This is a genomic window from Streptomyces sp. NPDC007901 (assembly GCF_042959465.1).
GTDB lineage: Bacteria > Actinomycetota > Actinomycetes > Streptomycetales > Streptomycetaceae > Streptomyces.
Genome location: NZ_JBIBKW010000001.1, coordinates 657408 through 676761 on the forward strand (window position 1 = coordinate 657408; position 19354 = coordinate 676761).

General features: G+C 71.1%; 18 protein-coding genes. 8 read left to right on the forward strand and 10 right to left on the reverse strand.

The window, feature by feature from the left end:
• Positions 1-230: 230 nt before the first annotated feature.
• Positions 231-3539 (forward strand): S8 family serine peptidase, encoded by a 3309-nt coding sequence (locus tag ACFZDK_RS03215; RefSeq protein WP_390969214.1) that lies wholly within the window; start codon positions 231-233, stop codon positions 3537-3539.
• A 97-nt stretch (positions 3540-3636) separates the two neighbouring features.
• Here ACFZDK_RS03215 and ACFZDK_RS03220 read toward each other — a convergent pair whose 3' ends face one another.
• Complete coding sequence (locus ACFZDK_RS03220) at positions 3637-4536, reverse strand: helix-turn-helix domain-containing protein (protein WP_390969216.1); 900 nt, start codon at positions 4534-4536, stop codon at positions 3637-3639.
• A gap of 174 nt (positions 4537-4710) precedes the next feature.
• Between ACFZDK_RS03220 and ACFZDK_RS03225 the strand changes: the two genes are divergently transcribed.
• Positions 4711-5754, forward strand: coding sequence for an alcohol dehydrogenase catalytic domain-containing protein (locus ACFZDK_RS03225; protein ID WP_390969218.1), 1044 nt, complete (start codon positions 4711-4713; stop codon positions 5752-5754).
• 1 nt (position 5755) lies between these two features.
• On the opposite strand, the gene ACFZDK_RS03230 is transcribed toward ACFZDK_RS03225, so the two are convergent.
• The 3 genes from ACFZDK_RS03230 to ACFZDK_RS03240 are packed head-to-tail and all read right to left on the reverse strand — an operon-like array spanning position 5756 to position 8904.
• On the reverse strand, positions 5756-6856 hold the full coding sequence (locus ACFZDK_RS03230) for an iron chelate uptake ABC transporter family permease subunit (protein ID WP_390969220.1): 1101 nt from the start codon (positions 6854-6856) through the stop codon (positions 5756-5758).
• The gene (locus ACFZDK_RS03235) at positions 6853-7845 is read right to left on the reverse strand and encodes an iron chelate uptake ABC transporter family permease subunit (RefSeq protein ID WP_390969222.1); all 993 of its coding nucleotides are present in this window, start codon (positions 7843-7845) and stop codon (positions 6853-6855) included. Before ACFZDK_RS03235 ends, ACFZDK_RS03230 begins: the two co-directional genes overlap by 4 nt.
• A complete protein-coding gene (locus ACFZDK_RS03240) occupies positions 7846-8904 on the reverse strand; it encodes an ABC transporter substrate-binding protein (RefSeq protein WP_390970083.1) in 1059 nt (352 codons plus the stop codon).
• A gap of 90 nt (positions 8905-8994) precedes the next feature.
• Between ACFZDK_RS03240 and ACFZDK_RS03245 the strand changes: the two genes are divergently transcribed.
• Positions 8995-9378 (forward strand): VOC family protein, encoded by a 384-nt coding sequence (locus tag ACFZDK_RS03245; protein WP_390969224.1) that lies wholly within the window; start codon positions 8995-8997, stop codon positions 9376-9378.
• On the opposite strand, the gene ACFZDK_RS03250 is transcribed toward ACFZDK_RS03245, so the two are convergent.
• Together ACFZDK_RS03250 and ACFZDK_RS03255 are read right to left on the reverse strand one after the other, a co-directional pair.
• The gene (locus tag ACFZDK_RS03250; protein ID WP_390969226.1) at positions 9350-10144 is read right to left on the reverse strand and encodes a hypothetical protein; all 795 of its coding nucleotides are present in this window, start codon (positions 10142-10144) and stop codon (positions 9350-9352) included. The two genes, ACFZDK_RS03245 and ACFZDK_RS03250, sit on opposite strands and share 29 nt — an antisense overlap.
• A gap of 34 nt (positions 10145-10178) precedes the next feature.
• On the reverse strand, positions 10179-11303 hold the full coding sequence (locus tag ACFZDK_RS03255) for a serine hydrolase (RefSeq protein WP_390969228.1): 1125 nt from the start codon (positions 11301-11303) through the stop codon (positions 10179-10181).
• 110 nt (positions 11304-11413) lie between these two features.
• Here ACFZDK_RS03255 and ACFZDK_RS03260 point away from each other — a divergent pair, with 110 nt between their 5' ends.
• Both ACFZDK_RS03260 and msrA read left to right on the forward strand, forming a co-directional pair.
• On the forward strand, positions 11414-12418 hold the full coding sequence (locus tag ACFZDK_RS03260) for a tetratricopeptide repeat protein (protein ID WP_390969230.1): 1005 nt from the start codon (positions 11414-11416) through the stop codon (positions 12416-12418).
• A 45-nt stretch (positions 12419-12463) separates the two neighbouring features.
• Positions 12464-12976 carry a peptide-methionine (S)-S-oxide reductase MsrA gene (gene msrA, locus ACFZDK_RS03265; protein ID WP_390969232.1) on the forward strand — a complete coding sequence of 171 codons (513 nt, stop codon included), beginning with the start codon at positions 12464-12466 and terminating at the stop codon, positions 12974-12976.
• A gap of 27 nt (positions 12977-13003) precedes the next feature.
• Here msrA and ACFZDK_RS03270 read toward each other — a convergent pair whose 3' ends face one another.
• Both ACFZDK_RS03270 and ACFZDK_RS03275 read right to left on the reverse strand, forming a co-directional pair.
• Positions 13004-13993 carry a pyridoxal-phosphate dependent enzyme gene (locus tag ACFZDK_RS03270; protein WP_390969234.1) on the reverse strand — a complete coding sequence of 330 codons (990 nt, stop codon included), beginning with the start codon at positions 13991-13993 and terminating at the stop codon, positions 13004-13006.
• Between the two features lie 175 nt (positions 13994-14168).
• The gene (locus ACFZDK_RS03275; protein WP_390969236.1) at positions 14169-14543 is read right to left on the reverse strand and encodes a hypothetical protein; all 375 of its coding nucleotides are present in this window, start codon (positions 14541-14543) and stop codon (positions 14169-14171) included.
• Positions 14544-14612: 69 nt separating this feature from the next.
• Between ACFZDK_RS03275 and ACFZDK_RS03280 the strand changes: the two genes are divergently transcribed.
• A complete protein-coding gene (locus tag ACFZDK_RS03280) occupies positions 14613-15941 on the forward strand; it encodes a vanadium-dependent haloperoxidase (protein WP_390969238.1) in 1329 nt (442 codons plus the stop codon).
• A gap of 583 nt (positions 15942-16524) precedes the next feature.
• The gene (locus ACFZDK_RS03285) at positions 16525-17091 is read left to right on the forward strand and encodes a hypothetical protein (protein WP_390969240.1); all 567 of its coding nucleotides are present in this window, start codon (positions 16525-16527) and stop codon (positions 17089-17091) included.
• Positions 17092-17264: 173 nt separating this feature from the next.
• Here ACFZDK_RS03285 and ACFZDK_RS03290 read toward each other — a convergent pair whose 3' ends face one another.
• Entirely contained in the window at positions 17265-17741 is a 477-nt protein-coding gene (locus tag ACFZDK_RS03290; protein WP_390969242.1) for a DUF4291 family protein, read from the reverse strand.
• 131 nt (positions 17742-17872) lie between these two features.
• Positions 17873-18448: a hypothetical protein gene (locus ACFZDK_RS03295; RefSeq protein ID WP_390970085.1), complete on the reverse strand. Its 576-nt coding sequence runs from the start codon at positions 18446-18448 to the stop codon at positions 17873-17875.
• A 402-nt stretch (positions 18449-18850) separates the two neighbouring features.
• Between ACFZDK_RS03295 and ACFZDK_RS03300 the strand changes: the two genes are divergently transcribed.
• Positions 18851-19330 carry a hypothetical protein gene (locus ACFZDK_RS03300; protein ID WP_260327972.1) on the forward strand — a complete coding sequence of 160 codons (480 nt, stop codon included), beginning with the start codon at positions 18851-18853 and terminating at the stop codon, positions 19328-19330.
• Positions 19331-19354: the final 24 nt, after the last annotated feature.

Consider the following 19354-nt stretch of genomic DNA (forward strand, 5'->3'; position numbering starts at 1 on the left):
ATCGAAGCCCCGCGCACAACCGCGCGGTTGTGTAACGGTGTTCACCCCGGCGCGTAACAGTTCTCACGCACTCTTCTTACCGGCCTCTCATCTCTTGAGCCCACTGATCACCCCCCGGCATACTCCGTATTCCGGGGGGTTGACGCATGCGCGTACGAGACTGCCCCCGGCCGGGTGAACGGGGAATTCGCCCGGCACACCGTCTCCCAGGGGGAGTCTTGCGCAGACAAGTGAAAAGAGCTGCCGCGGCCACGGTGGCCACGGCGGCAGCCGTCGCCCTCGCCGCGGGCATGACCAGCCCGGCCTCGGCGAAGCCGGAACAGCGCGCCGCCGCGACCGCGGCGGCCGCTTCTTCGCTCACCGCCAAGCACCACGTCACCCTCATCACCGGCGACCGGGTCGCCCTCGACGCCAAGGGCCGGGTCGTCGGCCTGGACCGGGCCAAGGGGCGCGAGGACATACCGTTCCGGATCAGCAAGGTCGACGGGCACACCCTCGTCGTCCCCGGCGACGCCGTCCAGCTGGTCGCCTCCGGCAAGCTGGACCAACGCCTGTTCGACGTCACGGAGTTGAACAAGTCCGCGAACCGCAAGGCACAGAAGAACGGCCTGAAGGTCATCGTCGGCTACACCGGTGCCGCCGCGGCCACCAAGGCCGACGTCCGGGACGCGGGCACCCTGCGGCACAGCCTCAGGACGCTCAACGCCGACGCCGTGCAGACCCCGGTCAAGGACACGCCCGAGCTGTGGGACGCGGTCACCAACGGGGACAAGGCCGCCTCCGGCATCGCGCACGTCTGGCTCGACGGCGTCCGCAAGGCCAGCCTCGACAAGTCCGTGCCGCAGATCGGCGCGCCCACCGCGTGGGCGGCCGGCTACAACGGCAAGGGCGTGAAGATCGCCGTCCTGGACACCGGTGTGGACGCCACCCACCCGGACCTCAAGGACCAGGTGATCGAGTCCAAGAACTTCACCTCGGCCGCCGACGCCACCGACCACTTCGGCCACGGCACGCACGTCGCGTCCATCGCGGCGGGCACCGGCGCCAAGTCGCACGGCAAGTACACGGGTGTCGCGCCCGGCGCGAAGATCCTCAACGGCAAGGTCCTGGACGACACCGGCTCCGGTGACGACTCCGGCATCCTCGCCGGCATGGAGTGGGCGGCCGCCCAGGGTGCCGACATCGTCAACCTGAGCCTCGGCGGTTACGACACTCCGGAGATCGACCCGCTGGAAGCCGAGGTCAACAAGCTCTCCAAGGACAAGGGCATCCTGTTCGCGATCGCCGCGGGCAACGAGGGCCCCCAGTCCATCGGTTCGCCGGGCAGCGCGGAGTCCGCGCTCACCGTCGGCGCCGTCGACGGCAACGACAAGCTGGCGGACTTCTCCTCCACCGGCCCGGCCGCCGACGGCTCCATCAAGCCGGACGTCACCGCGCCCGGCGTCGACATCACCGCGGCCGCGGCCAAGGGCAGCGTCATCGACCAGGAGGTCGGCGAGAACCCGGACGGCTACCTGACCATCTCCGGTACGTCGATGGCGACCCCGCACGTGGCGGGCGCGGCGGCGATCCTGAAGCAGGAGCACCCGGACTGGGGCTACCAGGAGCTGAAGTCGGCCCTGACGGGCTCCGCGAAGGGCGGCAAGTACACGCCGTTCGAGCAGGGTTCGGGCCGGATCGCCGTCGACAAGGCCATCAAGCAGACCGTGCTCGCCGACCCGTCGTCGGTGAACTTCGGTGTGCAGCAGTGGCCGCACACCGACGACACCCCGGTCACCAAGCAGCTGACCTACCGCAACCTCGGCACGTCCGATGTGACGCTCACCCTGAAGTCGACCGCCACCGACCCCAAGGGCGCGGCGGCCCCGGCCGGCTTCTTCAAGCTGGGCGCGACCCAGGTGACCGTCCCGGCGGGCGGCACGGCCTCCGTCGACGTCACCGTCAACACCAAGCTGGGCGGCACCCTCGACGGCGCCTACTCGGCGTACGTGACGGCGACCGGCGGCGGCCAGACCGTCCGCACCGCCGCCGCCGTGCAGCGTGAGGTGCAGTCGTACAGCGTCACCGTCAAGCACATCGGGCGCGACGGCAACCCGACGGGCGTCTACAGCACCGCCCTGATGGGCTACTCGGGCATCGGCAACGGACAGGCCATCAACGTCCCGCCGACCGACACCGGGACCACCACGATCCGGGTGCCGAAGGGCACGTACCTGCTCGACGCCTGGATCGCGAAGGACTTCACCACCTTCGACGGCGGTCTCGACTGGCTGGTCCAGCCGAAGCTGAGCGTCACCAAGGACCTCACGGTCACGATCGACGCCCGCACCACCAAGGCGGCCGACATCACCGTGCCGGACGCCCAGGCGAAGCCGCACTCCGCGACGATCGACTACATGTACGACCCGGCCGGCATCGGCTTCGGGATCGGCTTCGACACCTTCGACAAGATCCGGGTCGCGGGTCTGGGCGGTGAGGTCGCGAGCGGTCTGACCCAGACCTGGAGCGGCCAGTTCACCAAGGGTGACAAGGAGGAGTACGACGTCGCCACCAGCGCCCAGGTCAAGAAGCTCCAGGGCGACAAGGTCCGGCACTTCAAGACCGGCGAGCTCGCCACGGTGAAGAACACCGTCGGCGCCTCCGCCTCCAACAAGACCGGCTCGGTCAGCCCGTGGGGCGTCGTCGGCGAGGACTTCGTCGTGGGCGACGGGGTGGAGCAGAAGCTGCCCGGCACCCGCACCTTCCACGTCTCCACCGTCGACGGCGCCCAGTGGGCCTTCGACGTCGCCCAGTACTCCGGCCACGACGCCCAGGGCTTCCCGGTCGCCGACGCCTTCTACACGCTGGGCGACCCGAAGACGTACAAGGCGGGCCAGAGCTACAAGAACACGTTCAACGAGGCGGTCTTCGGCCCGCATCTGTCGTCCGAGTACGGCCTGTTCCGCGACGGCAACCAGATCTACGGTGTGGTCCCGCTGTTCTCCGACAGCGCCAAGCACGCCGGGTCCTCCGACTTCCTGTCGGTGAACACGACCCTGTACCGCAACGGCACCAAGGTGGGCTCCAACAAGGACCCGCTGTTCGGCGGCGAGGCGTTCACCGTGCCGTCCGCCGACGCCGAGTACAAGCTGACCACCTCGGTCATCCGCTCGGTCAAGGTCGCCGCCGCCTCCACCCGGATCGACGCCAGCTGGACCTTCCACTCCAAGAAGCCCAGCGGCGTGATCCCGGCCCAGCTCCCGGCCTCCACCGTCCACTTCGGCGCCAAGACCGGCCTGGACAGCCGCGTCGAGGCGGGCAAGAAGGTCACGTTCCCGGTCACCGTCGAGGGCGCGGCCGCCGGCCGTAACCTGAAGTCCCTCTCGGTGTACGTGTCGTACGACTACGGCAAGACCTGGAAGAAGCTGACCGTCAGCCACGGCAAGATCACCGTCAAGAACCCGGCCAAGGGCAAGGCGATCTCGTTCCACGCCAAGATCGCCGACAAGAAGGGCAACAAGTCGACGATCTCGATCTACAACGCGTACTACGCCAAGTGAGCGCGTCGACCGCTGAGTAGATCCCCCAGCGAGCGGCCCGTCGGAAGCGCGGCTTCCGGCGGGCCGTTCCCCATGCCCGAAGGTCCGTGCCGGCGGCTCAGGGCGCGGGGGCGACCCGGGTGGCGTCCGTGCCCCAGCTGGCCAGCAGCCGCAGCGCCTCCGCCGACGCCGAACCCGGCTCCGCGTGGTAGGTGACCAGGGCCTGGTCCGTGTCGTCCGGCATCCGGAACGACTCGTAGTTCAGCGACAGCTCACCCACCAGCGGGTGATGCATCCGCTTCAGCCCGTGGCTCTTCTCCTTGACGTCGTGCGTCGCCCACAGCCGGCGGAACTCCTCGCTCTTCACGGAGAGCTCGCCGACCAGCGCGGACAGCCGGGGATCGTCGGGATAGCAGCCCGCGTCCATCCGCAGCTGGCAGACGATGTCGATCGCCTTCTGCTCCCAGTCCACGAAGAGATCCCGGTACTCGGGGCGCAGGAACGTCAGCCGCGCCCAGTTGCGCTCCGCGGCCGGCAGCTCCCCCCAGTCACCGAAGACCGCCGCCGCCATCCGGTTCCACGCCAGGACCTCCGAGCGGCGCCCCACGATGTACGCCGGTACGCCGTCCATCGCCTCCAGCAGCTGCGCCAGCGCGGCCCGCACCTGCTGCGGCCGCGCCGACCCCTTCTTCTTGTGCTGCTTGCCCTTGGCGAGGTGTATGAGGTGCGCGTGCTCGGCGTCGGTGAGCCGCAGCGCACGGGCGATCGCGTCCAGTACCTCCGCCGACACGTTCCGCCCGTTGCCCTGCTCCAGGCGCGTGTAGTACGCCACCGACACCCCGGCCAGCTGCGCCAGCTCCTCGCGCCGGAGCCCGGGCACCCTGCGGTGCCGCCCGAAGTCCGGCAGCCCCACGTCCGAGGGGAGCAGCCGGGCCCGGCGGGTGCGCAGGAACTCGCTGAGCTCGGCACGCCGGTCCAGCGACGCCGGTTCGGAGGAGGGCAGGGGATGGTCTTCCATACATCCAGTATTCACGGTCGTACGTACAGGTACCTGACCCCGCCAGTGGTAGGCACGGCAGACGTACGCAGAGGCGGGGGCTGGGTGAGGGACGTAGCGTGGAGGAGTCTGTAAGCGTGCCCGGGGCGGAAGAAGGTGACCGGGCGCGAAGACACCCCTAGGAGAACCCCCCTCATGACCACTGTTGCTGCTTACGCCGCGCCCGCCGCCAAGGCCCCGCTGGAGCGGACCACGATCGAGCGGCGCGCGGTCGGCGAACACGATGTCCTCATCGACATCCAGTTCGCCGGAATCTGCCATTCCGACATCCACCAGGCCCGTGAGGGCTGGGGTACGGCGATCTTCCCGATGGTGCCCGGTCACGAGATCGCGGGCATCGTCTCCGAGGTCGGCCCGGGTGTCACCCAGTACGCGGTGGGGGACCGGGTAGGCGTCGGCTGCATGGTCGACTCCTGCCGCGAGTGCGACAACTGCAAGGCCGGCCTCCAGCAGTACTGCACCGGCGGCGGCGCCACCTGGACGTACAACGGCGTCGGCAAGGACGGGCAGCCCACCTACGGCGGCTACTCGCAGAAGATCGTCGTCGACGAGAACTACGTCGTCCGCATCCCGGACGGCCTCTCCCTCGACGTGGCGGCCCCCCTCCTCTGCGCCGGCATCACCACGTACTCCCCGCTCAAGCACTGGAACGCCGGTCCCGGCAAGAAGGTCGCGGTCGTCGGTCTCGGCGGCCTGGGCCACATGGGCGTGAAGATCGCGGCGGCACTCGGCGCCGAGGTCACCGTGCTCTCCCAGTCCCTCCGCAAGAAGGACGACGGCCTGAAGCTGGGGGCCACGCACTACCGCGCGACCAGCGACCCGAAGACCTTCGAGGAGCTCAAGGGCACGTTTGACATCATCCTCAACACGGTCTCGGCCCCCCTCGACTTCGACGCCTACCTGTCGCTGCTGCGCACCGACGGCGCCATGGTGAACGTCGGCATCCCCGAGGAGCCGGTCCACATCCTCCTGTCCTCCGTCTTCGGCAACCGCCGCACGCTGAGCAGCTCCGGCATCGGCGGTATCCCGGAGACCCAGGAGATGCTCGACTTCTGCGCCGAGCACGGCCTGGGCGCCGAGATCGAGCTCATCGGCGCCGACCAGATCAACGAGGCCTACGAGCGGGTCGTGCACAGCGACGTCCGCTACCGGTTCGTGATCGACACGGCGACGATCTGAGTCACCTCCGTCTGCCCAGCAGATACAGCAGATAGGGACCGCCGACCAGGGAGGTCAGCGCACCCACCGGGATCTCCAGCGGAGGCACCAGGGTGCGGGCCACCAGGTCGGCGGTCACCAGCACGACCGCGCCCGTCAGCGCCGAGCAGACCAGCGGCAGCTGAGGGGTGCGGGTGAGGCGCCGGGCCAGCTGGGGCGCGGTCAGCGCGACGAACCCGATCGGCCCGGCGGCGCCGGTCGCGGTGGCGGCGAGCACGACGCCGAGGGCGGTGAGGCCGAGGCGGACACGGTCGACGCGGACCCCGAGACCGGCGGCGGTCTCGGGGTCGAGCCCGAGCGGCCGCGCCGCCCGGCCCGCCCACACCAGCCCCGGCAGGGCCAGGACGAGGACGACGGCGAGCGGGCCGGCCTGCTCCCGGCCCCGCCCGTTCAGACTGCCGGTCAGCCACAGCTTGACCTGCTCGGCCGCGTCCAGCTCGCTGTCCGTGAGATACAGCTGGACGACGGCGGACAGCGCGACACCGATCCCCACACCGGTGAGCACGAAGCGGGCGGGCTGCATGCCGTGGCGCCACGCGAGGGCGTAGACGAGAGCGGCGGCGACCAGTCCGCCGCCGACGGCCACCACGGGCAGCGCGGCGGGCGACGCGACCACTCCCGTGGCCAGCGCGAGCACGGTCGCGGCGGCGGCGCCGTGCCCGACACCGATGACGTCCGGGCTGGCGAGCGGATTCCGGGTGACGGTCTGCACGAGGGCTCCGCCGAGACCGAGACAGACACCGACGAGGGCGCCCACGACGATGCGGGGGGCGCGGAGCTCGTTGACGATCAGGGTGTACGGGGTGTGCTCGCCGCGGAGGGTGCGCCAGACGGTGACGGGGGAGAGGGAGGTCTGGCCGAGGCAGGCGGAGGCGGTCATCGCGAGGGCGAGGAGGGTGAGCAGGGCGAGGGCGGTGATCGTTGATCGCTTGTGGAGGAGAAGAGAGAAACGGGGGTGGGGGCGTAGTACGACTACTGCCGGCCGGTGGGGGCTGGTCGCGCAGTTCCCCGCGCCCCTGGCGGGGCCGGCGCCGGTGAGCGACACGCCCCGGGTACGCCTCATGTCACGGCTCCTTTCCTTCGTACCAGTGCCACCAGCACCGGCACCCCCACCAGCGCCGTCATGACGCCGGCCGGGACCTCGGCAGGGGCCCGCACCACCCGCCCCAGCACGTCGGCCGCGAGCAGCAGGCCCGCTCCCAGGAGTGCGGACAGCGGCAGTACGCGGCCGTAGCCGCCGCCCCTCACCGCCCGCCGTGCCAGATGGGGGACCACCAGTCCGACGAAGGCGATCGGTCCGGCCGCCGCGACGGCCGCGGCGGTCAGGAGGGTCGCGCCCAGTGCGGCGCAGCCCCGGACGACATGGACCCGGTGGCCGAGTGTGCGGGCCGTTTCGTCGCCGAGGGCCAGTGCGTCCAGGCCGCGTGCGCAGGACAGCACCAGGACCGCGCCGGCCGCGAGGAACGGCAGCATCCGTACGACCGTCGCCGCGTCCCGCCCGCTGAGCGCGCCCACCTGCCAGAACCGGAACTGGTCGAGGGTGGCGGAGCTGGAGGTGAGGACGACGGTCGTGGCGCCCGCGGTCATCGCGGACAGGGCCGTGCCGGCGAGCGCCAGCTTGACGGGGGACGCCCCGCCCCGGCCGCGCGCCGCGATCCCGTAGACGAGGCACGCGGCGGCGACGGCCCCGGTGAAGGCGTACCAGACGTACGCCCCGAAGCCGTGGGCGGAACCGCCGAGGACGAGGGCGAGGACCACCCCGGCCGCCGCGCCCTGGCTCAGCCCGAGGATGCCGGGGTCGGCGAGCGGGTTGCGGGTGACCGCCTGGAGCGTGGCCCCGGCGAGGCCGAGCGCGGCGCCCGCGGTGAGGCCGATCTCGGTGCGGGGCAGCCGCAGGGACCGTACGACCAGGGCGTCCGGTGACGACCCGCCGTGCAGCAGGGCGTCGAGCACGGTGGCCGGCGGTACGGCACGGGTGCCGACGGCGAGGCTGAGCACGGCGACGACGGCCACCACGACGGCGGCCGTCGGCCAGACGAGGACGCGGCGCACTTACCGGAGGTGCTCGGCGAGCTGTCGTACGACGAGACGGGCGGCCGTGGGACCGGCGTTGAGGTACCAGGGGTCGTCGTCGACCTGGACGGCGTGCCCGGCCTCGACCGCCTTCAGGGACTTCCACAGCGGCCCGGCGAGCACGGTCGCCGCGTCCGTCTTCGCCGCGTCGCCCTGCACGGAGTAGAAGATCCAGTCGCCGTCGGCGGTGTCCACCTTCTCGGCGCTGATGTCCTGCGAAATGGCGTTGAACCGCTGGGACTCGGGGCGGGAGAGACCCATGTCGACGGCGATCGAGCCGGTGAAGGAGGAGACGCCGAACATCCGCGTCCGGTCGGGTGTGAAGCGGACCATGGACACCGTGGTCCGCCCGTCCAGCGCGGACCCGCTGGCCTTCGCGTCGGCGGCGATGCCGTCGAGCAGCTCCTGCGCCCGCTGCCCCTTGCCGACGGCGTCCCCTACGAGCAGCAGATCACGCTTCCAGTTGATGCCGTTGCCGGCCGTGACGACGGTCGGGGCGATCTTGGAGAGCTGTGGGTAGAGGTCGCCGAGCGAGTCGTTGACCAGGATGAGGTCGGGCCCGGCGGCGGCCAGCGACTCCAGGTTGGGCGCGGTGCGGGTGCCCGCGTCGGTCATCGCCGCGAGCTTCTCCCTGTCCTTCGGGAAGGCGTCGGCGAGGTAGTCGGGGACGAGCCCGGCGTTGTCGGCGCGGGTGCCGGCGGCGGGGACGATGCCGAGGGTGAGCAGGTCGTCGAGCTGCCCGGTGCTGAGCACGGCGATCTTCCTGGGCTGGGACCTGATGGTGGTCGTGCCCTCGAAGTGGGTGACCGTGCGCGGGAAGACGCCGTCGGTCTCGGTGTCGGAGCCCATGCCGTCGGTGAGGGCGCTCGGCGCGGCGGAGGGGCCCTCGGAGGCGCCGGCGACCTTGTTCACGGTTCCGTCGCCGTGCGCCGAACCGGTACCGCCGTCGCCGCTCTCACCGCCGGACGACGAGCAGCCGGACAGCAGCCCGGCCACCACGGACACGGCGGACAGGGCCAGGACGGCCTTCGACCTCAACGCACGCACGACAGCACTCCCGATCGACGACTAAGGCAAGGCTTACCTTATCTGATGTCGGGAGTACGTTGGACAGGAGGAGGTCCCACGATGACCGTGAACCTGAACCACACCATCGTCGCCGCCCACGACAAGCACGCGTCGGCCAGATTCCTCGCCGACGTCCTCGGACTGGAAGTCAGCCCGGACTACGGCCCGTTCGCCCCGGTCGCGCTGCCCAACGGCGTCACCCTCGACTACATGGACACCCCCGGGAACATCCCGACGCAGCACTACGCCTTCCTCGTCTCCGAGGACGACTTCGACGAGATCTTCGCCCGTATCCGCGACTCCGGCCTCGCCTACTGGGCCGACCCGTCCCACAGCCGCCCCGGCGAGATCAACACCAACGACGGCGGCCGCGGCACCTACTTCGACGACCCCAACGGCCACCGCCTGGAGATCCTCACCAGGCCCTACGGCAGCGGCGGCTGACCCAGCGGCACGGACTCGCCGGGTGCGTAGGACCGTACGACCGCACCCGCCGCGCGCCTTCGTGGCCGTCGTCCGAGGGTCCGGTGGTCGGCCGTACGACGTGCACCGGCCGTACGACGTGCGCGTGCCCGCGCCCGCCGACCCGGCCCTCCCCGCCGTCCACCTCCAGCACGGTGTTCTCGTCGAGCGCGACCCCGTACGGCACCGAGCCGCACGACACGGCCGCGACCAGCCGGCCCAGCGTGCCCCACTGCGCCGCGTGCACGTCCACCGCGAAGGGGACGAGCCCGAGCCCCCGCCGTACCTCGACCTCCTCGAGATCCTCGGCGGTGTCCGGTGGGCAGACCGGGACGCCGTCCACCAGCCAGCCGCCCAGCACGGCCCGCCGGGCGGCGAGGGCGGCACCGGCGGAGAAACCGGCGTACGGGATGCCGTGTTCGGCGAGCACCTCGGGCAGCCGCTCCAGGCAACCGGCGAACACGTCCTGGTAGGCGGGCGTCAGACCGCCGCACACCAGGACCCCGTCCCAGCCGTCCTTCACGAGGACATCCGCCTCGAACCGCCCGCCCACCGGGACCGGCGACGGCACCGGCTCACACTCCCCGGCCCGCCGCAACGCCCCCGCGTACCGCGCGAACTGCTCCTCCCCGTCGCCCTCGTCGACGAGCACACAGCCGATCCGCCCGCCACCCGCGGCCCGCAGCAACGGCCCGTACACCTCGGGCGCGTCCCAGCCCCCGCCGATGAGGAAGACCCCACCGCTCATTCCGTTCCCTCCCCCTGCGAAGCCCTCCGCCCGTTCAGGCGCGCAGGCCCTTGAGGCCGTCCTGTGCGGCCATGACCAGCTCGATGCCCCGGTTGTCGGCGGCGGGTTCGCGCATCTGGTTCGTGACGTACGCGAGCGTCATCCGCTCCTCCGGGTCCACCCAGACGAGGGCGCCGCCCCAGCCGCCCCAGCCGAGGGCGTTGCCGAACAGGCCGTAGCCGAGGCCGTACCGGGCCGGCATGCCCAGCACGCGGTCCTCGCCCTCGAACTGCACCTCCCGCGCCCGTTCGCACCCCTCCGGTGACAGCACGCGCACCCCGCCGACGGTTCCGCCGCAGGCGAGCAGCGACTGGATGAGAGCGACCGAGCGGGCGTTGCCGTAGCCGCTCGCCGCGGGGATCTGCGCGCGCCGCCAGGCGAGGCTGTTGCCGTCCCGCAGGCGGAGGGTGGTGGCGGTGCGGGCGGTGGCGCCGGTGTCTTCGGCCGCTTCGCCGCCCGCCGCGCCGGCCGCGTAGTCCTCGTCCTCGCCGGGCGGCGGCACGGTGAGCGCCACCCGCCCGTCGTGCTCGGCACCCAGCCCGATGTGGAAGTCCGCGCCCAGCGGCCCGGCCACCTCGGCGGCGAAGAACTCGCCCAGGCCGCGGCCGGTGATCCGCCGCACCACCTCGCCCACGAGGAACCCCTGGGTGAGCGAGTGGTACCCGGCGGCGGTCCCCGGCTCCCACCGCGGCGCCTGACCGGCGAGCCGCGCCGTGGCGGCGGCCCAGTCGTACAGCTCCTCCACGGGGCCCTCCCAGTCGGGCAGCCCCGCGGTGTGCGCGAGCAGATGCCGTACGAGCACCCGCTCCTTCCCGGCCGCGGCGAACTCCGGCCAGTACCGCGAGACCGGAGCCTCCGGATCCAGCTCGCCCCGGTCGACGAGCACCAGCGCGCACAGCGCGGTCATCGTCTTCGTCACGCTGTACACACCGACGAGCGTGTCCCGCTCCCACGGCACACTCCGCCCGGCGTCGACGCACCCGCCCCACACGTCCACCACCGGCTCCCCGTCCACGAACACGGCGACGGCACCGCCCGCGTCCCCCTCGTCGAGCAGTCCGGAGAGCAGGGTGGGCACGGCGGCGAAGAGGTCGTCGTAGGACCCGTGAATGTCGGCCATGGGCGCCATTGAGCCCGCCGCCACCCGCCGGACGCAACCGAATTCCCGTCACGCGGTGCGTCGGCGCTGTCACAATGGGGTCGTTCGGGAGGACCGGTCCGGGGGGCCACGTGAACAGTGCTCACTCACTGCACGACGCTCACTCACTGCACGACCTGATCCGGCGCCGCCAGCGGGCACGGTTCGTCGGACGGCAGGGCGAGCTGACCCGGTTCGCCGAGAACCTGGCCTTGCCGCCCGAGGATCTGCGGCGCGCCGGCGCCCTGGAGGACCTGGGCGCGGCCCAGCAGATCGATCCCGACAACACTGTCGTGCCGGCGCAGCGCGCGCTGACATACCTGGCCATCGGGGATGTGCCGTCCGCCCGCGACTGCCTGCGGATCGCGCGGGCACGGGAACCGGAGTCCGGCTTCGCGCTCTACGTCAGCGCTCTCGCCCATCACCAGGAGGGGGACCTCGCCGGGGCCGTCGCCTGTATGGACGCCGCGATCACGGCCAGTCCGCACTATCTGTGGGCGTACGTGGTCCGCGCGATGCTCCGCTTCGCCACCGGAGATGCCGCGGCCGCCCTGCGCGACCTCGACACCGCCGTCGCCCTGGCGAAGTCGGCGCAGGACAAGTACATCAGCCTGGGCTACCGGTTCCTGCTCCGCCATCTCCGACGGGACTACCGGCCCGCGCTCGACGACCTGTTCGCGGTCTGCGACACCCTGAGCGCGGACGAGGCACAGTTCCTCTTCCACCTCCTGCTGGACGCCGACTCCCGTCCGCCGGCCACCCGCCTCATCGCCAGGATGGCGGCCGCCCGGATCGACCCCGCGAACGCGGGCTGGCGGGAGGCGACGAAGAGACTCGTGCGCCTTTTCATCCGCTACTGGGGACTGGACTCGGACACCCCGACCGCGCGACAGCTGAGAAGACGGGGAGGGGTGAGCGCGGCCGAGTTCGTCGGCGCCGAGATCGAGGCGACCGTCCGTAAGCACCTCGGATCCGGTCCGCACGACTTCCCGTTCATGAGACTCGTCTCCTCTGTGCTCGCGTCTCCTTCCGTGCTCTCGTCGTCCGGTGCCGAGCCCCCCCCGTGTGCGGAATTGCGGAGGGTCCTCGCGCGTTGAGCTGGCAGGTGACTGACCGAGCTGACAGATATGGGAGGAGCCGGAATGACTGCGCAGACGCAGCGGGCCGTACTGGCGGGCGGATGCTTCTGGGGGATGCAGGATCTGATCCGCCGGCTCCCGGGGGTGACGGCGACCCGGGTCGGATACACCGGGGGTGACGTGCCGAACGCCACGTACCGTAACCACGGCACGCACGCGGAGGCCATCGAGATCCTCTTCGACCCCGAGAAGACCGACTACCGCGCGATCCTCGAGTTCTTCTTCCAGATCCACGACCCGAGCACCAGCAACCGCCAGGGCAACGACATCGGCCTCAGCTACCGCTCGGCGATCTACTACGTGGACGACGAGCAGAAGCGGATCGCCGAGGACACGATCGCGGACGTGGACGCCTCCGGACTGTGGCCGGGCAAGGTCGTCACCGAGGTGGAGCCGGTCGGCCCCTTCTGGGAGGCCGAGCCCGAGCACCAGGACTACCTGGAGCGCTACCCGGACGGCTACACCTGCCACTTCCCGCGCCCGGGCTGGCGCCTGCCCGCCCGCGCGGAGGGCTGACAGCGCGTTTCCGGAGCGGGGCGGGTGTCAGGACTCGCGGGACTCGCGGACGGGGGCCGTGGCGACCCAGCGCCGATAGGCGTCCGGGTCGACGTTGCTGCCGCACACGATGGTGACCACGTGCCGGCCGGCGAAGCGGTCGCGGTCCTCCAGGATCGCCGCGACGCCGAGGGCGGCCGACGGTTCGACGACCAGGCCGGCCTGGTCGAGGAGGGTCCGCATCCCGGCGACGATCGATGACTCCCGGACCAGGACGGCGTCGTCGGCGACCAGGAGAAGGTCGTCCAGGACGGCCGGGACGGGGTACCGGCCGGCGACGCCGTCGGCGATGGTGTCTGCCGAGTCGGTGGTGACGACGCGGCGCCGGTGCCACGAGTGCGTCATCGCCGGCGCGCCCAGCGGCTGGACGCAGATCACCTCGGCGTGCGGCGCGCAGGCCTTCACCACATGCCCCACACCGGTGGCCAGCGCCCCGCCGCCCAGGGCGATCAGCACGGCGTCGAACGACGGCGCGGCCTCCACCAGCTCCAGGCCGATGGTCGCCGCGCCCTCGCAGGTCTCGAGGTCCAGGCTGTCCTCGACCAGCCGGATGCCGTCGTACCGCGCGATGGCCGCCGCCCGCTCGCGAGCCGCCTCGTGATCGCCGTCCACCAGCTCCAGCCGCGCCCCCAACGCGCGGATGCGCTCCAGCTTGGCCGCGGTCGCGAACCGCGAGGCCACCACGGTCACGTCCAGCCCCCGGCCCCGGCCGGACCAGGCGAGCGCCTGGCCGAGGTTGCCCGCGCTGGCACACACCACGGCCGACGAACCCTGCCCGGCGAGCAGGCTCGCGATCACCTCGGTGCCGCGGGCCTTGAAACTGCGGACCGGGTTCGCCGTCTCGAGCTTGATACTCACCGCGCACCCGAGGACCGGTTCCAGCGCCTCGCAGCGGTACAGCGGACTATCGAGAAAAACCGGGTCGATCACCTGCCGAGCCGCCCGGATCCGGGCGGTGTCGAGGCGCGTCTCCTGCATGACAGAGCAGCGTAGCGCCGCCGGCACGGCCTCCTCCGGCGGGACGGGACATGGGCGTTCCCACGGCGGCGACCGGGTCGCGGACGCCAGGTGACCACCGCTGAGGAGGGCGTGGATCTCGTGGACGGGTGCCGGACGCGCCTTCACCGCGTGCATCGGGAGATGCCGCATACCCTCAGCCCGTTGCCCAGAGCCTCACCGTTGTCTCGACGCCGCAACCGGCGAGCACCCGTCCGTCCGGGCTGAACGCCACCGCGTTCACCGCTCCGTTGTGCCCGCTGAGGGGGGCGGCCGGTCCCCACGGCGGAGGCGGCGACGGCCGTCCCGGGAATGCCATGGTGCAGTCTCGCGCGATCCGCAATCGCGGGGAAGGCGGAGCACCGGCTTCCGCTGTGAGGTCTCGCCCGACGGACGCCCACTCGGTACAGCGCCTTCGACGGCGCTTTCGACGACCCTTCGGCCTGTCCGATTCGCGGCGAGTTGTCTTGCTCGCCCAGTGGGCCGTTGCTAAGCCTTTTGGGCACTCAACCCAAGGGAGCACGCTGTGCATCAAGAGCCCCCTCTTCCCGTTCCTCCCGCTCCTCCGCGTTCACGTGTCCGGGGATTCGTCTGCGCCGTCGTGGCCATCGCCCTCGTGACGCTCACCGCCGCGACAACTCCCCCTGCAACTCCCTCCGAAACTCTCTCCGACGCGCACCCCCGGACCGCGGCGGACCCGGCAGCCGTGGTCCGCGAGTGGAACGCCATCGCCACCGACACGATCAAGACCAGCCTCGGCCCACGCCCCTCCGGGCAGGCGGCGATCTGGGAGGGGTTCGTCTCCGTCGCCGTGTACAACGCCGTGGTCGGGATCGAGGGCGGTTACGCCCTGTACAAGTGGCACGAGCGCGGTCCGGCCAAGGCGTCCGCCACCGCGGCCGCCGCCACCGCGGCCCACGACGTGCTGCTCACCTGCTTCCCCGCCTCCAAGGCGCGACTCGACACCGCCTACGCGGACTCGCTCGCCGCTCTCCCGGCCGGTCACGCCAGGGACCAGGGCGTGGCCTACGGAAAGCGCGCCGCCGCCCGCATCCTCGAACTCCGGGAAGGGGACGGAAGGTTCGCGGACGTTCCCTTCACCGCTTCCCCGGCACCAGGGGTCTGGCGGCCCACCCCACCCGCGTTCCAGCCCTTCATCGACACCTGGCTCGCCAGGCTCCGCCCCCTCCTGCTCTCCTCCCCGCAGCAGTTCCGCCCCGGCGCACCACCCGCCCTGTCCTCGGCCGCCTATGCCGAGGACATCCAGGAGCTGAAGACCATGGGTGCGAAGACCGGCTCGGGCCGGAGCGCGCAGCAGACCGAGACCGCCCTCTTCTTCAGCGGCAACCTGGTCGAACAGGTCCAGGCGGCCGTACGGGACCACGCCGCCCGGCACCGGCTCGGTATCACCGAGACGGCCCGGCTGTTCGCCGCGGTGAACGCGTCGGCGACCGACGCCGCCGTCACGGCATGGGACGCCAAGCTCCACTACGGCACCTGGCGGCCGATCACCGCCATCCGCCTCGCCGACACCGACGGCAACCCCGCGACGACGGCGGACCCTGCCTGGGAGCCGCTGCTCGTCACCCCGTCGCACCCGGACTACGTCGCCGGCCACACGACCGTCGCCGCCGCCGTGGGCCGCGCCCTGACCGGCGTCCTCGGCACCTCGCACATCGACCTCCACGTCCCCTCCGACGCCACCGGCACCACGCGGTTCTACGGATCTGCCGACGACTTCAACCGCGACGTCATCGACGCCCGCGTGTGGGGCGGCGTCCACTCCCGCACCGCGGACGTGGCCGGCTGCCGAGCCGGCGCCCACGTGGCCGCCTGGGCTCTGGCCCACTACTTCCAGCCGACCCCGCCGAAACGAGCGGCTCGGCCCCACACCCTCGCCGAGCCGAAGTGCGGCGAACCCACCGACTGAACCACCGACCCGAGGAGGCCCCGGCACCCAGCCGGGCCTCCGCCCCGGCCTCGAGCACCGGACCAGCGGGCAGACCTCTCTGATCTCATCCGGGCGGACTGCGTGCCTGCCCGTATCGCGGGCCGTCCCGGCGGGCTTGTGCTGCCGTGTGGCCCGCTGCCTCAGACGGCGACGCCAGGTATTCAGCTTCTGCCAGCGGTGTTGACGGATGTGGCAGCCCATGAGGATGCCCGTGGCGTTGCCCCGTAGGTTACTGGAGCTTGAAAGAACGACCAGAGGAGAACCACGGCTGACAGGGTGATGATCACCACTGGGCCTGCCGCTTCGTTGATCCACGCGGCAATGAGGAGGGCTCCGGCTATGACGCCCCACCATTGTCCTAAGTCGCCATGCCTGTAATCGTGGCTATGGGCCCGACGAATCATGCGGCGCGTGGACGGTATGGCCGAAACGGGGATCCAGGACGACCGCCGCGCAGCGGGACGGCTCCCCGGCGCACGGTCAGCTGTGCCGCTGCGAGCAGCACTGCGGCGTCGGTCGGCGCGACCGCTCGGGGGAAGCCGTGGTGGGGGAAGGAAGTCCGATGACGGAGCCCGGTCTGTTCGAGCGGGATGTCGTCGTGGTGGGGCAGCCGAAGCGGTCGCGGTGGCGCAGGTATGTGGGTCCCGACCTGGGGTTGTCCACCGTGGAGGGGGATCCGCTCGCCTGGGTCGCGTACACCGATGACACGTTCTCCGTGCTCACGACGGCGTCGGGCGAGTTCGTCGTCCGTATCGAGCAGTTCGGGCCGGTGGAGTTCCGCTTCACCGATGCCGCGGACCGGGAGGTCGGCACCGCCGGTGCGTGTGGGCGCGTCAAGACCCGGCAGTTCGGTCTGCAGACGGAGCAGGGCCGCCGGTTCCTTCTCACGCGGCTGGGTCTCCTGTCCGCCGAGTGGCATCTCACAGAGACCGATACGGACGAGGGTCCGGCGCCGGAGATGCTCGGCCGGGTCACGGTGAGCACTGTCGACTCGTGGCTCGGGCTGCAGCAGTACGTCGTCGAGCTGGGCCCTGACCTGGACGCCTCCGAACGGCTGGCCTTCGTCGCCTCCGTCGTCTGCCTGCACCGGCTCCGCCGGCCTCCGCGAGACGACGGCTCGTCGGCGTGAGAGCGGCCCGCACTTCCGCCGGGCGTCGGAGAAGCCCGGCGAGGGCGGCCCTGGGGGGCTTGGGGGTACCGCCTGGCAGCCGATGATCACTTGCGGTGATCTCGGGCCGGTCCGGGAAGAGCCGACGGATCCCGGGGGCGAGGCTCAACCGTCCGTCTTTGCCGGCAAGTCCGTTACCCCAGCAAGTGGGCAAGTGATTCGTCGCCGACGGGGTACGGGCGTTCCTGGGGCAGCAGGCGGGCGGCGGAGGCCAGGTCACCACTGCTGACGAGGGCGTGGATCTCGTGGACGAGCGGGGTCACGTCGTGGATGGCGACCGTCCACTCGTCCGCGTAGCGTCGTACGGCCTCACCCGAGAGCCCCAGTTGCAAGGCCCGGTGCGACAGCGGCCGGAGGCGCAGGTCCCGTTCGGGATCCCACTGCACGCGAGCGGGCGCACGCTTCAACTCACGCTGCCAGGCGGCCCGATCGGGGTGCACCTCGCGGGCGTAGCTCGACAGACATGCGTGGCGCAGCGCCCACTCGAATCCGGCACGGCTGATCTCGACAGCCAGAACGGTCTCCTGCCCTACCTTCCCGCCCCAGCCGCACCGGTACATCATCCACAGGAACGTCGGCTTGATCCAGGTCAAGCCTCGCTCACAAACCATTTATGGCGACACCCCGCTGCCGACCGCAGGACAGCGCAACGGGCCATACCTGGAACCTCGAAGCCTGCGCGTGGTGGTCAGCGAGAATCAAGCAGACTGACGACCTCAGCTCTCAGGTCCTTAGCTGATCATCAGTCGCTACTACTGCGACTGTGGCCGGCGCTGCGAGTCCACAGGGACAGGTCGCTGCTCGTCGCTACGGCAAGGGTCTGCCCGGAGGGCGAGAATCCAGCGGCACGGAGCTCGGAGTAGTCGGAGTGGAAGATGTGCCACCAGCGCTCCCCGTGCGGGCCGGAGTGCGGCAAACCGCCGTCGCGGGAGAGCAGGACGCGCTCGTTCGGCCAGGCCGGGGCAACGACCTCCAGCTTCCAACCGTCTCCGCTGGTGGTGTGCAGCCCTCCGCCGAAAAGTCCGGCGATGCGCACCCTGTTTCCGGCGACCGGTCCCAACCCAGGACACCACAGAGCGGGATCCGCGTCGCGGCTACTGTCCTCGGGGTCCGCGTCACGATCCCGCGCGATCTTCTCTCCCGTGGCGGCGTCGAAGAGACCGTGACCGTCGTGCGAGAGGACCATCACCAAGTCCTGGCCGCTGCCGGGGTGCGGGGCGAAGCCGATACCGAGAAGTCCGCCGACCGGGGTGTACGCGATGCGCCGCCAGGGGGCGGGAGCCTGTACCACCGGGGCGGCGAGGAGCCTTTGCCTCATCGCCTGCTGGTACGGGGAAAGCTCCGGCTCAGGAACTGTCTGCTCGACCGGAGGTCCGTCCTTCGTGTACTTCGTCACGCAACCATGATCCACTCTTCGCCAGGCTCACCAGGACGGTTCAGGGATACCCCCGGGCGGTGACGATTCGGGCGGTAGTAGCTGGAGCAGGTCTCGCACGGGTGATGGCGCACTACGTGGGCAGTCCAGCAGCAGCCGTGCGCCATCTGGCGGGTGCCATCGGCTCCGCGCCCGAGAACGTCGAGCCGTATACACGGCCAACTTGCCCGCTCGGATGCCGCCGACGGTACTCGAGACGATCAGTTCGTGCTCTGACATCGACGTGTACGCGTGCCCAGCGGGACCCACTGGCGCCGACGCACCGCTTCGGACAGGCTGCGGCACATGGACTGGATGCCCTTGCTCTCCACACTGGCTGGTGCCGCCATCGGGATTGCAGCCACTCTGATCGCCGATCGCAATCGGTGGCAACGAGAAGAAGACAGGCACGCGCTGGAGATACGGCGCGAGGTGTACACGGTGTTCGTCGCCGCCCTCAAAGACGCGGGTGAAGAGATACGGGCCGTCGCCCTGGGCGATCACATGTCGGCGTCGGCACGTGACGCGGCCGTACGAGAGGCCGTCCGCGGCACCGGCATCTACACAGCAAGTGAACGGCTTTGGCTCGTGGGGCCGCCGCAGGTCGTGACGGCCGGAAACGAGGCGTTCCACGGTCTGCGCGCACTCCGCGACGCCTACGCCCGAGGAATGGCTGTCGGCTCCGCCGAGGAAGCGCCCCTGATAGCGCAGCGGCGCGCGGCCACTGCGCGCATGCGCGACATCATGCGTGAGGACCTGGGCATCGGACCGCTGGGCATCGAGTGATCCTCACCGCTCCCCGAGAATTGC

Bases quoted from the DNA above. Each gene is read 5' to 3' on its own strand.
- ACFZDK_RS03220 (WP_390969216.1), bottom strand. From the start codon at position 4,536: ATGGAAGACCATCCCCTGCCCTCCTCCGAACCGGCGTCGCTGGACCGG.
- ACFZDK_RS03225 (WP_390969218.1), top strand. From the start codon at position 4,711: ATGACCACTGTTGCTGCTTACGCCGCGCCCGCCGCCAAGGCCCCGCTG.
- ACFZDK_RS03230 (WP_390969220.1), bottom strand. From the start codon at position 6,856: ATGAGGCGTACCCGGGGCGTGTCGCTCACCGGCGCCGGCCCCGCCAGG.
- ACFZDK_RS03245 (WP_390969224.1), top strand. From the start codon at position 8,995: ATGACCGTGAACCTGAACCACACCATCGTCGCCGCCCACGACAAGCAC.
- ACFZDK_RS03250 (WP_390969226.1), bottom strand. From the start codon at position 10,144: ATGAGCGGTGGGGTCTTCCTCATCGGCGGGGGCTGGGACGCGCCCGAG.
- ACFZDK_RS03255 (WP_390969228.1), bottom strand. From the start codon at position 11,303: ATGGCCGACATTCACGGGTCCTACGACGACCTCTTCGCCGCCGTGCCC.
- msrA (WP_390969232.1), top strand. From the start codon at position 12,464: ATGACTGCGCAGACGCAGCGGGCCGTACTGGCGGGCGGATGCTTCTGG.
- ACFZDK_RS03270 (WP_390969234.1), bottom strand. From the start codon at position 13,993: ATGCAGGAGACGCGCCTCGACACCGCCCGGATCCGGGCGGCTCGGCAG.
- ACFZDK_RS03275 (WP_390969236.1), bottom strand. From the start codon at position 14,543: ATGCACAGCGTGCTCCCTTGGGTTGAGTGCCCAAAAGGCTTAGCAACG.
- ACFZDK_RS03285 (WP_390969240.1), top strand. From the start codon at position 16,525: ATGACGGAGCCCGGTCTGTTCGAGCGGGATGTCGTCGTGGTGGGGCAG.
- ACFZDK_RS03290 (WP_390969242.1), bottom strand. From the start codon at position 17,741: ATGGTTTGTGAGCGAGGCTTGACCTGGATCAAGCCGACGTTCCTGTGG.
- ACFZDK_RS03295 (WP_390970085.1), bottom strand. From the start codon at position 18,448: ATGAGGCAAAGGCTCCTCGCCGCCCCGGTGGTACAGGCTCCCGCCCCC.
- ACFZDK_RS03300 (WP_260327972.1), top strand. From the start codon at position 18,851: ATGGACTGGATGCCCTTGCTCTCCACACTGGCTGGTGCCGCCATCGGG.